10 protein-coding genes are annotated in these 16,591 nt (G+C 36.7%); all 10 read left to right on the top strand.

Annotated features, from left to right (window positions below; genetic code table 11):
• Positions 1 to 362: 362 nt before the first annotated feature.
• The 10 genes from J2W95_RS09685 (at position 363) to J2W95_RS09640 (ending at position 16,542) form a co-directional block, all read left to right on the top strand.
• On the top strand, positions 363 to 3,413 hold the full coding sequence (locus J2W95_RS09685; protein ID WP_310006384.1) for a SusC/RagA family TonB-linked outer membrane protein: 3,051 nt from the start codon (positions 363 to 365) through the stop codon (positions 3,411 to 3,413).
• 30 nt (positions 3,414 to 3,443) lie between these two features.
• Positions 3,444 to 5,006, top strand: a complete 1,563-nt coding sequence (locus J2W95_RS09680) for a RagB/SusD family nutrient uptake outer membrane protein (protein ID WP_310006382.1) — start codon at positions 3,444 to 3,446, stop codon at positions 5,004 to 5,006.
• A 314-nt stretch (positions 5,007 to 5,320) separates the two neighbouring features.
• Positions 5,321 to 6,868 carry an alpha-N-arabinofuranosidase gene (locus J2W95_RS09675; RefSeq protein ID WP_310006381.1) on the top strand — a complete coding sequence of 516 codons (1,548 nt, stop codon included), beginning with the start codon at positions 5,321 to 5,323 and terminating at the stop codon, positions 6,866 to 6,868.
• Between the two features lie 67 nt (positions 6,869 to 6,935).
• The gene (locus tag J2W95_RS09670; RefSeq protein ID WP_310006379.1) at positions 6,936 to 8,573 is read left to right on the top strand and encodes an arabinan endo-1,5-alpha-L-arabinosidase; all 1,638 of its coding nucleotides are present in this window, start codon (positions 6,936 to 6,938) and stop codon (positions 8,571 to 8,573) included.
• A 78-nt stretch (positions 8,574 to 8,651) separates the two neighbouring features.
• Positions 8,652 to 9,635, top strand: a complete 984-nt coding sequence (locus J2W95_RS09665) for a glycoside hydrolase family 43 protein (protein WP_310006377.1) — start codon at positions 8,652 to 8,654, stop codon at positions 9,633 to 9,635.
• Between the two features lie 114 nt (positions 9,636 to 9,749).
• Positions 9,750 to 10,730, top strand: coding sequence for an arabinan endo-1,5-alpha-L-arabinosidase (locus J2W95_RS09660; RefSeq protein WP_310006375.1), 981 nt, complete (start codon positions 9,750 to 9,752; stop codon positions 10,728 to 10,730).
• Between the two features lie 74 nt (positions 10,731 to 10,804).
• Complete coding sequence (locus tag J2W95_RS09655; protein WP_310006372.1) at positions 10,805 to 12,769, top strand: glycoside hydrolase family 127 protein; 1,965 nt, start codon at positions 10,805 to 10,807, stop codon at positions 12,767 to 12,769.
• An 80-nt stretch (positions 12,770 to 12,849) separates the two neighbouring features.
• The gene (locus J2W95_RS09650; RefSeq protein WP_310006370.1) at positions 12,850 to 13,968 is read left to right on the top strand and encodes a family 43 glycosylhydrolase; all 1,119 of its coding nucleotides are present in this window, start codon (positions 12,850 to 12,852) and stop codon (positions 13,966 to 13,968) included.
• Between the two features lie 197 nt (positions 13,969 to 14,165).
• Positions 14,166 to 15,857 carry a ribulokinase gene (locus J2W95_RS09645; protein ID WP_310006368.1) on the top strand — a complete coding sequence of 564 codons (1,692 nt, stop codon included), beginning with the start codon at positions 14,166 to 14,168 and terminating at the stop codon, positions 15,855 to 15,857.
• Complete coding sequence (locus J2W95_RS09640; RefSeq protein ID WP_310006366.1) at positions 15,841 to 16,542, top strand: L-ribulose-5-phosphate 4-epimerase; 702 nt, start codon at positions 15,841 to 15,843, stop codon at positions 16,540 to 16,542. Before J2W95_RS09645 ends, J2W95_RS09640 begins: the two co-directional genes overlap by 17 nt.
• Positions 16,543 to 16,591: the final 49 nt, after the last annotated feature.

Genomic DNA, 16,591 nt, shown 5'->3' with positions numbered 1-16,591 from the left:
ATTTTAGAAGTTCATAAAAGATACAAAAAGCTAAAATAATAGACTTTCATAGGTATATTTTATAATCTAAATCGTTCTTTTTTTGACAAAAAACGAACTGAATTAAAAAATATTAAAAAAATATTAAAATCGATTCAGAAACAAACTTAAAATACAAGTAATTGATTTTTAAATCATTACAATTAACGAAAACGTTTTTTAATACTATAAATTACACAAATCACTGCACATATCAGTATATTTTAGGATATCCGTTTTTTTTCGCGACTTTTTTTATCAGATTAATTTGTTTTTATGCTTTTTTTTTATTTAAATTTACAAATGTAAAAACTACACTTATAATTAACCAAAATGCAATCAATATGACAACAAACCACAGATTATTTTTTTATTGCAATTTTTTATTGCCAAAAAAAGAATGGCTATTAGCAATATTAGTTATACTCTTCAGTACTTATAATGCATCGGCGCAACAGCCTAATGTTGTTTCAGGAAAAGTTACTTCTTCAAGTGATAGTATGCCGTTACCTGGAGTAAATATATTAGTGAAAGGAACTAGCACAGCAATTTCTACAGGATTTGATGGTGAATATTCTATCAATGCCAACCCAACTGATGTTTTAGTTTTCTCATACATTGGATATGAAACTAAAGAAATTACAATTGCTAACAGTACTCAAATCAATATTGCATTAAAAGAAGATAACAACAAACTGAATGAAGTAGTAGTTATTGGATACGCAACACAAAAGAAAGCAGACTTATCTGGAGCGGTGAGTGTAGTAAACTTAAAAGAAGCAAAAACCATTGTTACTTATGATCCTGCAAAAATGTTACAAGGGCAAGTAGCAGGAGTATCAGTACAATCATCTGGAGAACCAGGAGGTTTTGTTAATATCAAAATTAGAGGTATATCTACTTTTTCTGCTACCAAAAGTAATCCTCTTTTCATTATTGATGGAATGATTGTTGAAAATCCATACGATTTCGCTCCAGGCGATATCGAATCGATGCAAGTATTAAAAGACGGAGCTTCTGCGGCTATTTATGGTGTACGTGGAGCAAACGGGGTAGTAATCATTACTACGAAAAAAGGAAAACAAGGAAAAATGAGTGTTGGATTTAAATCCATTACTGGATTCCAAATGGTACCAAAACAATGGTCAGTTACAGATAGAGTTGGATACCAAACTATCACTAGTGCAGCTGAACAAAATGCAGGATTGTCAATTGCTCCAGGAAACGACCCAACTAATCCTCAATACATAAATGATGTAGACACAAAATGGCAAGATGAGGCTTTTGGGACTGGTGTAATACAAAATCAAGCTATATCTCTAAGTGGTGGATCTGAAGGATTATCCTATAATGTGAATTTAGATTATTTTAAAAATAGTAGTTATGTTGAATCTCCTCAAGATTATGAAAGATACACTATGAATCTAAATTTATCAGGAAAGAAAGGAAGATTTACTTATGGTACTAAATTAGCCTATACTGAGTCTGGTAAAGAAAAATTCAACAGTTATGTTGGAGAGTCTGCTATTTCTAGTTTATTAACAGCTATCCCAACAATGCCTGTTTATGACGAAAACAGATTAGGCGGATACGGTGGAACTGATAATGCAACGCAAAGAGCGATTTCGATGAACGTAATCGGTTTCAATAATTTACTTGAGAATAGAGACAGAAGAAATCGTTTCATTGGAGACCTTTGGGGACAACTTGAAATCGTTAAGGGATTAAAATACAAACTTGACGTAAGTTATGACAGAACAGATACTCAAAATAGATTATTTATACCACCAAGTGACTTAGGATGGTATTACATTACAACTAATGACGAGTCTTCACTTGATATCTCAAACGCTAACCAAACAAACACATTCATCAATAATATTTTGACGTATGAAAATACTTTTGGCAAGCATAAATTTGATGTTATGGGTGGATGGATTCAAGAAAAAAGAGACTTTTACAACCACTGGTCAAAAGGTGTTGGTTATACTCCTGGAGAAATTACTGAACTTCAATATGCTAACAGTATTAGTGGTGGAGAATTCAAAAACACAATTACAGGTATATCATACATCAGCAGAATCAATTATTCTTTTGACGACCGTTATTTGTTTCAAGCAAACTACAGACAAGATAAATCATCTCTTTTCGGAGAAAAAAACAACAAAGTTGATGCCTACTCATTTTCTGGAGCTTGGAAAATTAGCAACGAAAAATTCATTCACTTACCTGAATACATTAGCAACATTAAGTTGAGAGGAAGCTGGGGACGCTTAGGAAACAATCCTATTGAACCTTATTCATTTGCTACAACAGTGAATCGTTTTGCTGGTTATGACTTTAATAATGCATTGGCAAATGGTACTACAGTAATAAGTTCTATAGATCCAGATTTACGTTGGGAAACATCAGAAAGTAGCGATGTTGCTCTTGAACTTGGTTTCTTTAACAATGATTTACAATTTACAGCAGAATATTTTAATAAAAAATCAGACGATCTTTTAGTTAGAGTTCCATTACCATTTTCAACTGGTGCATTCCCTGCTGATGTTTTAACAAATGGTGGTGCTATAAACAATAGTGGTTTTGAATTCTCTGTAGCTTACAATAACAACGATCATGAGTTCAAATATAACATTGGTGCTAACGTAGGAACTTTAAAAAATGAAGTAACAAAAATTGGTGTTAATGGAAACCCAATCTATGGTTCAGCTTCTAAAACAGAAGTAGGAAGATCTGCTGGTGAACTTTATGCCTACCAAACTGATGGAATTTTCCAAAATGCTGCTGAAATAGCTGCAGGTCCAACTCAAACAAATGCAGGTATTGGAGATATTCGTTTCAAAGATATTGACGGAGATGGTGCCATTACTGATGAAGACAGAACTTTCCAAGGATCTTCTATCCCAACTTATACTTTTGGTGCTAATTTTGGTGCTTCTTATAAAGGCTTTGATTTCACAATGCTATGGCAAGGTTCAGGAGGAAATAAAGTATTTAATGCGATGTACCGTGATTTGATGGTAGGACAATACATTAATCATAGTACAGATGAACTTAATTTTTGGACACCAACAAATACAGATACTAATGTTCCTCGTCCAATTATTGGAGATCCAAATGCCAACAGCAGAGACTCTAATCGTTTCATCGAAAATGGAGATTATGTAAGATTGCAAACTATGGAAATTGGATATCAAATCCCTACTCCTAAAAACTTTTTTATTGAAAAAGCAAGAATTTATGTAAATGGACAAAATCTTTGGACTATAACAGATTACAAAGGCTACGACCCAGATTTCAACAGCAATGACGGACTATTCTCAAGAGGATACGATGCAGGTTCTTTCCCAAATCCTAGAACAATTTTATTAGGACTTGACGTGAAATTTTAAAATTAGCTAAACAATTAAAAACGAATCAAAATGAAACATAAAATATTTAATTATGCAGCTGGTTTCTTAACGCTTGCATTAATAACAACAAGTTGCGTTACTGATGACGATTTAACCCAACTAGACCCAAATAATGATTCTGTAGATAAATTCTGGAAAACAGATCAAGACGCTCTTGAAGGAATCAATGCTACCTATTCAAGTTTATTGACTGATGGTACATACATGAGAAGTACTCCGCTATTATTAGATGTAAAAGCAGATGATTCCCGTACTAACAGCCCTTGGGGATCAATGTACAATGTCGGCCACTTCAACACAAATGTTGCTGATCCCGCCATTTATGGATGGGCATACGAGACTTATTATCAAGGTATTTTTAGAGCCAATCAGGTTTTGACCAATGTGCCAAAAATTGCTTTTACAGATGCAGCACTAAAAAACAGAATTCTTGGTCAAGCTTATTTTTTAAGAGGTTTATACTTATTTCATGCTGTAAACATGTTTAAGAACGTACCATTACCTACAGAAATAGCAGTATACTACCCACAAAAAACTCAAGAAGAAGGTTGGGCTCAAGTAATTGCAGACTTCAAAGCTGCTGCTGATTTATTACCTACATCTTATGCAGGAATTTCTGGAATAGATGCTGGAGAAAAAGGGCGTGCTACCAAAGGAGCTGCACTAGGATACTTAGGAAAAGCATACTTGTTTACAAAAGATTTTACAAATGCAAAAACTACTTTCAAACAAGTAATCGATCTAGGAGTTTATTCATTAGTAGCAAACTATCGCGATAACTTTACAGATACAAATGAGAACAATTCAGAATCGTTATTTGAAGTTCAATTCAGTAGAGCAGCTGGTGGAGTGGAATTAGGATGGGGTGGAATTCCAGCTTCAAACTGGGGAAAAACTTCTGCAAGAGCAATTACTTATGCTCCAAGAGCTTTCGGATGGACAGATGTGCAACCATCTTGGGCATTGTTTAATGAATTCCATGATGAAGCAACAACTACAGGAGCTGTAGACCCTCGTTTGGACGCTACTATGTTCTATAACAAACCAGGCGGAATGCAATTGTACGGACAAGATTTTGCTACAAAATATGCTGGCAATCAAGCAGATTTAAATGATTTATTTTGCGCAAAATATCAAAACTCTGACGGAAATTATGCCGATGAATATGACTGGCGTTCAGGAATTAACGAACGTTTGTTACGTTATGCTGATATCTTATTAATGTATGCTGAAAGTTTAAATGAAACTGGAGATACTCCGGGAGCGTATACTTACATTCAAATGGTAAGATCTCGTGTTGGTTTACCAAATTTAGCGACAGCTAAACCGGGATTGTCACAAGCTGCTATGAGAGAACAAATTGGACACGAAAGATTCTTAGAATTCGCTCTTGAAGGCCACCGTTTTGATGACATCCGTCGTTGGGGATGGTTGGAAGATGGCGCTAAACTAGCATGGTTGAAATCAAGAGATAATGAGTTTAATTCGTATGCTCCAGGAAGAGAGTTTTTCCCTATTCCGCAATTAGATATGGACAACAATCCAGGAATGGTTCAGAATCCAAGTTATTAATATTTATTTGAGTTAGTTGAGTTATTAAAATCATGTGGTACTTCCTGAACGGGTTACCACGTGATTTTATAACTTAAAATAGAATCGCAGATGGCATAGCAAAAGTTTGACAAAACAAATAGTTAAATAGACCCATCACATATTTCTATAATTTATAGAAACACAAAACGGACTATTCACTATTATCACTTTGCCGACAGTTATAATCCTAAACTAGAAATAGTTACTTTTATATGGTCAGGAGGCTGACCAACTATTAAAAAAATAAAATTTAGATGGAAAATAAAATTTCCCTCTTTATAAATTAAACCATCATGAAAAAAGTCTTATTCATCTTATCCATTATTGCCTTTTGTGGTCAAACTAGTTTTGCACAAAAAGAAACCACAGTAGTAACCATAAAAAATACTGCAACTGCTCCAACAATTGACAAAAACATTTACGGCCATTTTGCTGAGCATTTAGGAAGATGCATCTATGGCGGATTTTTTGTGGGTGATACTTCTAAAATACCAAATACAGCCGGCGTACGTAATGACATTATCGATGCCTTAAAAAAATTAAAAATACCTAATCTTCGTTGGCCAGGTGGATGTTTTGCCGACACTTATCACTGGAAAGACGGTATTGGTCCAAAAGAAAACAGACCTACAATCGTAAACAGATGGTGGGGTGGAACTACTGAAGACAATAGTTTTGGAACTCATGATTTCTTGAATCTATGCGAAACTTTGGGCGCAGAACCATACCTTTCTGGAAACGTAGGTAGCGGAACTGTTCAAGAACTAGCAGACTGGGTACAATATGCCAATTTTGGAGGTAAAAGCCCAATGAGTGATTTGCGTATAAAAAACGGAAGAAAAGAACCTTGGAAAGTAAAATTCTGGGGAATTGGAAATGAAGCTTGGGGATGTGGAGGAAACATGACTGCCAATTATTATGCAGGAGAATATCGCAAATATGCAACGTTCATGTCTGATTGGGAAAATACTGGTGGAATTACCCGTATCGCATCAGGATCAAACAGCGCCGATTATAATTGGACCGAAGTTTTGATGAAAGATATTCCATTAAACATGTTAGGAGGAGTTGGAGTTCACCATTATGCCGTAATCGATTGGGCAAAAAAAGGAGATGGAACAGATTTTACAGAATTTGAATATTTCCAAACTATGAAGTCTGCGTTAAAAATGGAAGAATTGGTTACAAAGCATTCTGCCATTATGGACAAATATGATCCAGAGAAAAAAGTAGCTATGATCGTAGACGAATGGGGAGCTTGGTATGAAGTAGAAAAAGGAACAAACCCTGGATTCTTATACCAACAAAATACAATGAGGGATGCGGTTTTGGCTGGATCAACCCTTAACATTTTCAATAATCATGCAGACAGGGTGCGTATGGCTAATTTAGCTCAATGCGTGAATGTTTTGCAAGCGGTTATCCTTACTGATGAAGCCAGAATGATTTTGACACCAACTTATTATGTAATGCAGTTGTACAGTGTGCACCAAGACGCACAACAATTACCTATTACGATAAAATCTCCACTATATACTTATAAAGAAGAATCACTTCCTGCCCTATCCGTTTCGGCATCGAAAGACAAAAAAGGATTGGTTCATATTTCATTAGTGAATGTGGACTCTAAAAAAGAAAACACCGTGGAGATTGATCTGAATGAGCTTGGAATTAAAACTGCAACGGGTATGATTATTGGCTCACCGAAATTGCAAGATTTCAATTCATTCGACAATCCAACAAAAATACAACCTGTTGCTTTCAAAGGCTTTGAAATAAAAAAAGGAAAACTGACGGTAAAACTTCCTCCTTTTTCTGTAATAATGCTTGAAGGAAAGTAAGAAATGGAACTGTCATTTATTACACTAAAAAATTAGTGTCTAATTCGTGACAAATAAAATGTTCATCATGAAAAAATCAAATTCCATACTAAGAGTAGTAATCTCTTTTGTACTTATTATAATTGTAGCTGTTTGTTTGGGTAGCTGTTCCAAAAGTGAGGATCCTACACCGGAACCAACACCGACTCCAACGCCAACACCTACTCCAACGCCAACGCCAACACCAACACCTTCTTTCGATGGACCTACGTATGCAGATAATTATACATCAATTGCATCTTGGGGAAATAATTCGAAATGGAACTTGGCCAATGTTCACGACCCGTCGGTAGTAAAATGTGGCGACTATTATTATATGTACCAAACTGATGCTTCTTATGGAAATGCAACAGATGGACACGGACATTTTTTCTACAGACGCTCCAAAGATCTTATTACTTGGGAATTCATGGGTTCTTCGATGGTTACTGCTCCTGCTTGGGTAAAAGAAACGTTAAACAATAAAAGAGCCGAAATGGTTCCTGCATTACCGCCAATTGAAAATCCTAATTATGGTTACTGGGCTCCATGTGTTCGCAAAGTGGGTAACAAATACCGTATGTATTATAGTATTGTAGTTGATAATCCAATAGTAGGTGCCAATTTTGACAACTCTTGGTCGGAAAGAGCCTTTATTGGTTTGGCAGAATCCGATGATTTAGCTACAAATGTATGGGTAGACAAAGGAATGGTAATTTGCTCAGAACCTGATGGTGTAAAACCATATTCATTTACAGGTGCAAGAAATTGGGAGAATGCTTATTTTAAATTTAATGCAATTGACCCTAGTTTTATCGAAACCAAAGAAGGAGACCAATACCTGATTTACGGTTCTTGGCATTCTGGAATAGCAGCCGTAAAACTAGATCCGACTACAGGAAAACCATTTCAACTGAAAACCTTGGCCGATTATGGAACTCGAATCGCTACACGTAGCGCAACCAGTCGTTGGCAAGCATCAGAAGGACCTGAGATTATTTACAATCCTGATACCGATTATTATTATTTGTTCTTGGCTTATGATGGTTTGGATGTTCCTTACAACACCAGAGTTTGTCGCTCCAAAAATATTATGGGGCCTTACCTTGGGATAGATGGTGCGAATGTAACTAACGGCGCCGATTGTTGGCCTATGCTTACACATCCTTATAGTTTTAACAATCATACAGGTTGGGTTGGATTTGCACATTGTGCTGTTTTCCAAAATCCTGAAACCAAACAATGGTTCTATTCTTCACAAGCCCGCTTACCAAAAGATGTTCCGGGAATCAATGCTTCAAATGCTATAATGATGGGACATGTTCGCGAAATTCAATGGACTGAAGATGGATGGCCTGTAGTTGCTCCTGAGCGTTATGCTGGAGTGCCTGCTACTACCATTAGCGAAACTTCTTTCATTGGAACATGGGAACAAATCACGATGAATTACCAATATGCTGTGATTCAAAAATCGGCTACTGTTTATTTAACTGCAGATAAAAAAGTAAGCGGAGGCGTTTCTGGAACATGGTCTTATGACAGTGCTGCCAAAACATTAACCGTAAATGGCGTAAAATGCAAAGTAAGTGATGCTTGGGATTGGGAAAGCGCTACACGCAAAGTGACTCTTACTTATTCTGGGCTTACAGCAGCCGGCGTACCAGTGTGGGGCAAGAAAATAAATTAATCTATTACTGAACAAATGCCTTTTTTAGATTATTAAAAAAGGCATTTGTTTTAACCAACATATTCTTTTTACTGAAAAATGAAAAATGCAATCATAACCCTATCGCTTTTGGCAATTGTTTCGTCGTGGAAAACAATGGCACAAGACAATATTTCGGCTTCCTCCAATGGAGGAAAAATAACCAGCAACAACCCAATTATAAAAGACAAATACACTGGAGATCCAGCGGCTTTGGTTTACAAAGACAAAGTATATCTTTATGCTGGTCATGATGAAGCACCAAACGATTTTAATTTTTATAAAATGAACGAATGGCTGGTGTATTCTTCTTCGGATATGGTGAATTGGCAGGAACATCCCGTTCCGCTGAAAGTAACCGATTTTACATGGGCAAAATCAGATGCTTGGGCAGCTCAAGTTATTGAGCGCAACGGAAAATTTTACTGGTATGTTACTGTTGAACACGGAACCACCAAAGGAAAATCGATTGGAGTAGCCGTTTCTGACAGTCCGACTGGGCCATTCAAAGATGCTTTGGGAAAAGCGCTTATTACCAATGACATGACTACTCAAACTAATATTGATTGGGATGATATCGATCCATCGGTAATAATTGATGATGATGGACAAGCTTACCTATTCTGGGGAAATACCGTTTGTCACTACGCCAAATTAAAAGCCAACATGACTGAACTTGATGGCCCAATCCAAACCATTACTTTACCAAACTTCACCGAAGCACCTTGGATTCATAAACATAACAACTGGTATTACTTATCATATGCATATCAGTTTCCTGAAAAAATTGCTTACGCAATGAGCAAATCAATAAATGGCCCCTGGGAATACAAAGGAATTTTAAATGAACTCGCTGGCAATTCAAATACCAATCACCAAGCCATCATTGATTTTAAAGGAAAATCGTATTTCATTTACCACAATGGAAGCATTCAGCCAAATGGAGGCAGTTTTAGAAGATCAGTTTGTGTCGATCGTTTGTATTACAACAAAGACGGTTCTATGAAACGAGTTATTATGACAACGGAAGGGATAACTAAGTAGGCAGTTCTCAGATTGCAGTAAGCAATTCCAAAATTGAATTTGCTATTAACCATTTACAAACCAATCAAACTTATATTTTCTTAAATGACTTATATGTTTAAAAAAGCAACCAAAATGAAATTACGCAAACACATACAACTCCTTTACTCCCTCTTAATTCTATTAATTGGCACCTCAACATTTGCCCAAGACATTACCGTTCACGATCCGGTGATGATCAAGCAAAAAGACACCTACTATTTGTATTGCACTGGAAAAGGAATCAGCGTTTTCAGTTCTAAGGAATTAAAAAACTGGACTAAACAACCTCAAATATTCACAGAAAAACCTCTATGGGTGGATGCTGTGGTTCCTGGTTTTGATAACCACATTTGGGCACCGGACATCACTTTTCACAACAATATCTATTATTTATATTATTCGGTTTCCGCTTTCGCAAAAAATACTTCGGCGATTGGGGTAACAACCAACACTACTTTAGATCCAAAAGACCCCGCTTACAAATGGGTTGATCAAGGAATTGTCATTCAGTCCATACCTAACCGAGATCTTTGGAATGCCATCGACCCTAATTTGACTTTCGACGAAAACAAGACTCCTTGGCTCGCTTTTGGTTCTTTCTGGGAAGGATTGAAAATGGTCAAATTGAATCCAGATTTAAAATCAATCGCACAACCACAGGAATGGCATACGATTGCTAAACGAAAAAGAACATTCGAACTAGCCGATAGTGATCCCGGAGACGGCGCACTCGAAGCTCCTTTTATTTTCAAAAAGAACGGTTATTATTACCAATTTCTTTCTTGGGATTTATGTTGTCGAGGTGAAAAAAGCACTTATAAAGTAGTTGTTGGAAGATCCAAAACCATCACTGGACCTTATCTTGATAAAGAAGGAAAATCATTGACCGAAGGTGGAGGAACTTTACTTATTCAAGGTGACAAAAACTGGTTTGGAGCAGGACACAACAGTACTTATACTTTTGATGGAAAAGATTATATCATTTATCATGCTTATGATGCTAAGCAAAATGGAAGACCATTGCTTCAAATAAAACAATTGCAATGGGACGCTGATTTATGGCCAAAGCTATAAAATACAATTTATTTTAAAAATGTAATTTATACACTTATTTTATTTATCTTGCCGCTTGCTAATAAAAACCGTTTATGAAAATTTTTAATTTAAAAAACCACACACTGCTTCTTTTAGCTTCATTATCGCTCTCGAGCACTATGAATGCTCAAAACACTGTATCCAAAAACTCTGAATATGTCATAACGCCAGTTAACATTCAGAACGTAAAACTAACAGATGCTTTTTGGTTGCCGATTATCAAAAGAGTTCAAGAAAAAACCATCGAATACGCCATTCACAAATGTGAGGAAGAGGGACGTCTTGACAATTTCTTGATTGCAGGTGGAAAGATGAAAGGAGAAGTAAAAGGACAAATGCCTTTTGACGATACCGATGTATACAAAATAATCGAAGGCGCTTCAAATACTTTGATAAGCGAACCGAATCCTAAGCTGGAAAAATTATTAGATTCCCTTATTGGAATTATCAAAGTGGGACAGGAAAAAGATGGGTACATAACCACATGGAGAACTATCAATCCAGCAAAACCGCCAGCTCCTTGGGTACCAGTTATTGAAGGAAAACGTTGGGAATCCCTGCAAATCAGCCATGAGTTGTACAACCCTGGACATATGATAGAAGCCGCGGTAGTACATTATGAAGCAACCGGAAAAAGAAACTTTTTGGACATAGCCATCAAAACTGCCGATATGTTAGTGCGCACTTTTGGCGACAATCCTGATCAGATTCACGGCGTTCCAGGTCATCAAATTGTTGAAACCGGCTTGGTAAATCTTTATAGAATTACCAACAATAAATCCTATTTGAAATTAGCCAAATACTATCTGGATAATAGAGGAAATCCAAAAAACCATAAACTATACGGTGCTTATGCACAAGATGACATCCCGGTAATCCAACAAAAAGAAGCGGTGGGGCACGCCGTGAGAGCTGTGTACATGTATGCTGGAATGACTGATATTGCCGCGATATACAACGACAAGGACTATCTAAATGCAGTGAATGCTTTATGGTCCAATATGGTCAACAAAAAAATGTACATCACTGGCGGTATTGGTGCGATACATGACGGAGAAGCCTTTGGAGCAAATTATGAATTACCAAATTTAACCGCTTACAACGAAACTTGTGCAGCGATTGGCGATGTGTATTGGAACCACAGACTCCACAACATGACGGGAAACTCAGATTATTTTAATGTAATCGAACGTTCTTTATACAACGGATTAATCTCGGGAATTTCATTGGACGGAAAACAATTTTTCTATCCTAATGCTCTGGAATCTGATGGAGTTCACAAAAACAATAGAGGTTCATGCACCCGCCAATCTTGGTTTGACTGTTCCTGCTGTCCAACAAATTTGATCCGTTTTATTCCTTCCATTCCGGGGTTGATTTATTCTACAAGCAAAAACGAACTTTACGTGAATTTATACGCTTCTAATACAGCAAAAATCACATTAGACAAAACCGAACTGGAAATCTCGCAAAAAACGAATTACCCATGGGACGGTAAAGTTGCAATAACTGTTTCTCCTAAAAAAGAAAGTGAATTCACGGTAAAACTAAGAATCCCTGGCTGGGCCAGAAACCAAGTTCTGCCAGGAGATTTATACACTTACAAAAGTGCTGCTTCCGCAAAAACTACGCTTACGATAGATGGAAAACCTGCCGAATACAAAGATGATAATGGATACATTACCATTACAAGAAAATGGAAAAAAGGCGAAATCATAACACTTGATTTCCCAATGGAAGTAAAAGAAGTGGTTACAAGTGAAAAAGTGGAAGGCAACATTGGGAAAGTAGCTTTGGAATACGGCCCGATTGTATATGCTATCGAAGAAATAGACAATCCCGCCAATTTTGACAAAATTACTATTGATGCCAATGACACTTTCAAAGTTGTTAAAGAAAATAATCTTTTAGAAGGAGTAAATACCATTCAAACAGACAAACTGAAAGCAATTCCGTATTACTCTTGGTCGAACAGAGGGGTCGGAAAAATGAAAGTTTGGATTGATTTGAAAGACTGAACCTTTAAATTCGAAAATAGAATAAAATAATTAAAATCTGATTTTCACGCTAAAATTAAATTCATACAAACAAGTATAACATGCAAACAAACATATTAAAAAACCTAGCACTTTCAGCAGTAGTTTTGGTAAGTATTGCTTCTTGTACAGATAAAAAAGTACAAAAAGATATGTCTAAAGAAGAAGTAACTACTGTTACAAAAACAACCTCATCTAACAAACCTATTGTATTACAAAGGGCAGATCCGTTTATCTACAAGCATACAGATGGTTATTACTATTTTACAGGGTCGGTGCCAACCTATGACGCTATAGAGTTAAGACGTGCAAAATCTATTGATGAACTTCAAAATGCCGAAACTTTTAAGGTATGGGAAAAACATAAAAGCGGAACAATGAGCCGTCACGTTTGGGCTCCGGAAATTCATTATTTAGATGGAAAATGGTACGTGTATTTTGCAGCTAGCGAAGAAACAGATATTTGGAAACTAAGACCTTATGTTTTGGAGTGTACAGGTCAAGATCCTTTACATGACAAGTGGACTGAACTTGGGCAAATGCAAGCAGCTGATGCAGATCCAAAAAGCTTTACCGACTTTTCTCTAGACGGTACTGTATTTGAGCATAAAAATAAACGTTATTTCTGCTGGGCAGAAAAAACAGGCGGACAGTTCGCAGCTTCTAATTTGTATTTAGCCGAAATGGAATCACCCATAAAACTAAAAACAGTTCAATTCATGCTAACGACTCCAGATTATGATTGGGAACGAATAGGCTTTTGGGTGAATGAAGGTCCAGCAGTTATTAAAAACAAAGGAAAAATCTACATTACTTTTTCGGCAAGCGCTACAGGTGCTTGTTACGCTATGGGTATGATGGAAGCAGACGAAAATGCTGATTTACTAGACAGAAATTCTTGGAAAAAATCTAGATATCCAGTATTAAAAACCGATGAAGCAAAAAATATTTATGGGCCAGGGCATAACTCCTTCACAGTTGATGAAAACGGAGAACCTTTAGTAATATATCATGCAAGGGATTACGATAAAGCTGTTGGTGATCCAAAAGTAGTGCCAGCCACAGATAAAAGACCGTTGAAAGAAATTATTGCAGACCCTTTATATGATCCTAATCGTCATGCGAGAATGATGAAACTAAAATTTGATAAAAACGGTACACCGATATTCGAATTTAATTAAAAGGCCTAAAAAAATAAGCCCTAAAGAAAGCGAATATACCTTAAAAACTGAGAAAGCACAATTGAGCGTACCTGCCTATTCTGTTACTGTTTTAAAGTTAAAAATGAAATAATTTTAGTATAAAATAAATTAAGTGTTTTTTATACACTTATTAAATAATAATATATATATTTGTGCATCTTAAAAAAAGATTTGTGATGAAAAATTATGTAATAGGATTAGATTACGGCTCAGATTCTGTACGTGCAGTATTGATAGACACTGATAATGGACAGGAATTAGCATCAAGCGTTTGTGACTACAAGCGTTGGAAAAATAAAGAATATTGTAATGCCACAATAAATCAGTTTCGTCAACATCCCTTAGATCATATCGAAGGATTGGAAACCACCATAAAATATATTGTTGAAAACAATAAAATAGATCCTTCATTAATACGAAGCATTTGTATTGACACAACAGGATCTTCTCCAGTGCCAGTTGCCGAAGATGGAACTCCATTGGCTCTGACCAAAGGTTTTGAACATAATCCAAATGCCATGATGGTTTTATGGAAAGACCACACAGCTATAAATGAAGCGAATGAAATCAATGAATTGGCGGCCAACTGGGGCGGAGAAAATTTTACCAAATACGAAGGAGGAATCTATTCATCAGAATGGTTTTGGGCTAAAATTCTACACGTTGCGAGACAAGACGAAGCTGTAAAAAAAGCAGCTTATACTTGGATGGAACACTGCGATTTAATGACGTATTTGCTTATTGATAATAAAGATTTAAAATCGTTCAAAAGAAGCCGTTGCGCGGCAGGTCACAAAGCAATGTGGCACGAAGACTGGAACGGTTTGCCACCAGAGGAATTTTTAGAAAAACTAGATCCTTATTTGGCATCCCTTCGTGGAAGATTATACGATGAAACTTATACTTCAGATTTGATTGCAGGTAATCTAAACCAAGAATGGGCAACTAGATTGGGACTTTCAACCGATACCGTTATTGCAGTGGGTACTTTCGATGCACATTCGGGTGCGGTGGGAGCCAAAATAGACGAACACACTTTGGTTCGTGTTATGGGAACCTCAACTTGTGATATTATTGTTGACACCAAAGAATCTATTGGAACAAAAACAGTTCGCGGTATCTGTGGACAAGTGGATGGATCGGTAATTCCAGGTTATATCGGACTTGAAGCAGGACAATCTGCTTTTGGAGATTTATTGGCTTGGTACAAAGAATTGTTATTATGGCCAACAGAAAATTTATTGTCCACTTCTACCCTCTTGACCGCTGAACAAAAAGAACAATTGAAAGCTGAAATCAGCGACAATCTAATCAAAGAATTAACAGCCGAAGCAGAAAAAATACCTTTATCCGAAAGCGTTCCAATCGCATTAGACTGGATCAACGGAAGAAGAACTCCAGATGCAAATCAAGAACTTAAAAGCGCCATTGCAAATTTATCTTTGGGAACAAAAGCACCGCATGTATTCAAATCATTGGTAAATGCCATTTGTTTTGGTTCTAAAAAAATCGTGGATCGTTTTGAAGAAGAAGGCGTTCGTATCGACACCGTAATTGGTATTGGCGGTGTAGCCCGTAAATCTCCATTCATCATGCAGACTTTGGCCAATGTATTGAACAAACCAATCAAAGTTGCTTTATCTGATCAGGCACCTGCATTGGGAGCTGCTATTTATGCTGCCGTTGCCGCTGGAATTTATCCAAACGTAATTGAAGCTAGTCAAAAAATGGGAAGCCCTTTTGAAAGTGAATATGCTCCACAACTTGACAAAGTAGCTGCTTACAATAAATTGCTTTGTGCTTACGACCAATTAAGCGCGTATGCTGATCCATCTATTAAAAAAAGACACAATGAGTTCACAGTATAAAGATTTAAAACAAGAATGCTACGAAGCAAACATGCAGTTGAATGCATTGAATTTGGTAGTTTATACTTTTGGAAACGTTAGCGCAGTCGACAGAAAAAATGGCGTTTTTGCCATCAAACCTAGCGGTGTTCCTTACGAAGACTTAAAACCAGAAGACATCGTGATTGTCGATTTTGACAATAACATTATCGAAGGAAGTATGCGTCCGTCTTCGGATACCAAAACACATGCTTATTTATACAAAAACTGGCCAAACATTGGCGGTGTAGCACATACACATGCAACCTATTCTGTAGCTTGGGCACAATCACAACGTGATATTCCAATTTTTGGTACCACTCATGCCGACCATTTGACTTCAGATATTCCGTGCGCGACTCCAATGGCCGACTCGCTTATCGAAGGGAACTACGAACACAATACGGGAATTCAAATCTTGGACTGTTTCAAAGAGAAAAACCTTTCATACGAAGAGACAGAAATGATCCTGATAGGAAACCATGGTCCATTTGCTTGGGGAAAAAACGCAGCCAAAGCAGTTTACAATAGTAAAGTATTGGAAGTCGTTGCCGAAATGGCCTATCTGACTTTACAAATAAACCCTAATGCTCCTCGATTGAAAGATTCTTTAATCAAAAAGCATTACGAACGCAAGCACGGAAAAGATTCGTATTACGGACAATAACCGTTTATTCGGTGAATCGGTAAATCGTTTAATCGATTCGGCCGTTCTA

The sequence above is a fragment of the Flavobacterium granuli genome, from assembly GCF_031456055.1.
In the GTDB taxonomy this organism is placed as follows: Bacteria; Bacteroidota; Bacteroidia; order Flavobacteriales; family Flavobacteriaceae; genus Flavobacterium; species Flavobacterium granuli_A.
This window is presented reverse-complemented; position numbering and strand designations above follow the sequence as displayed.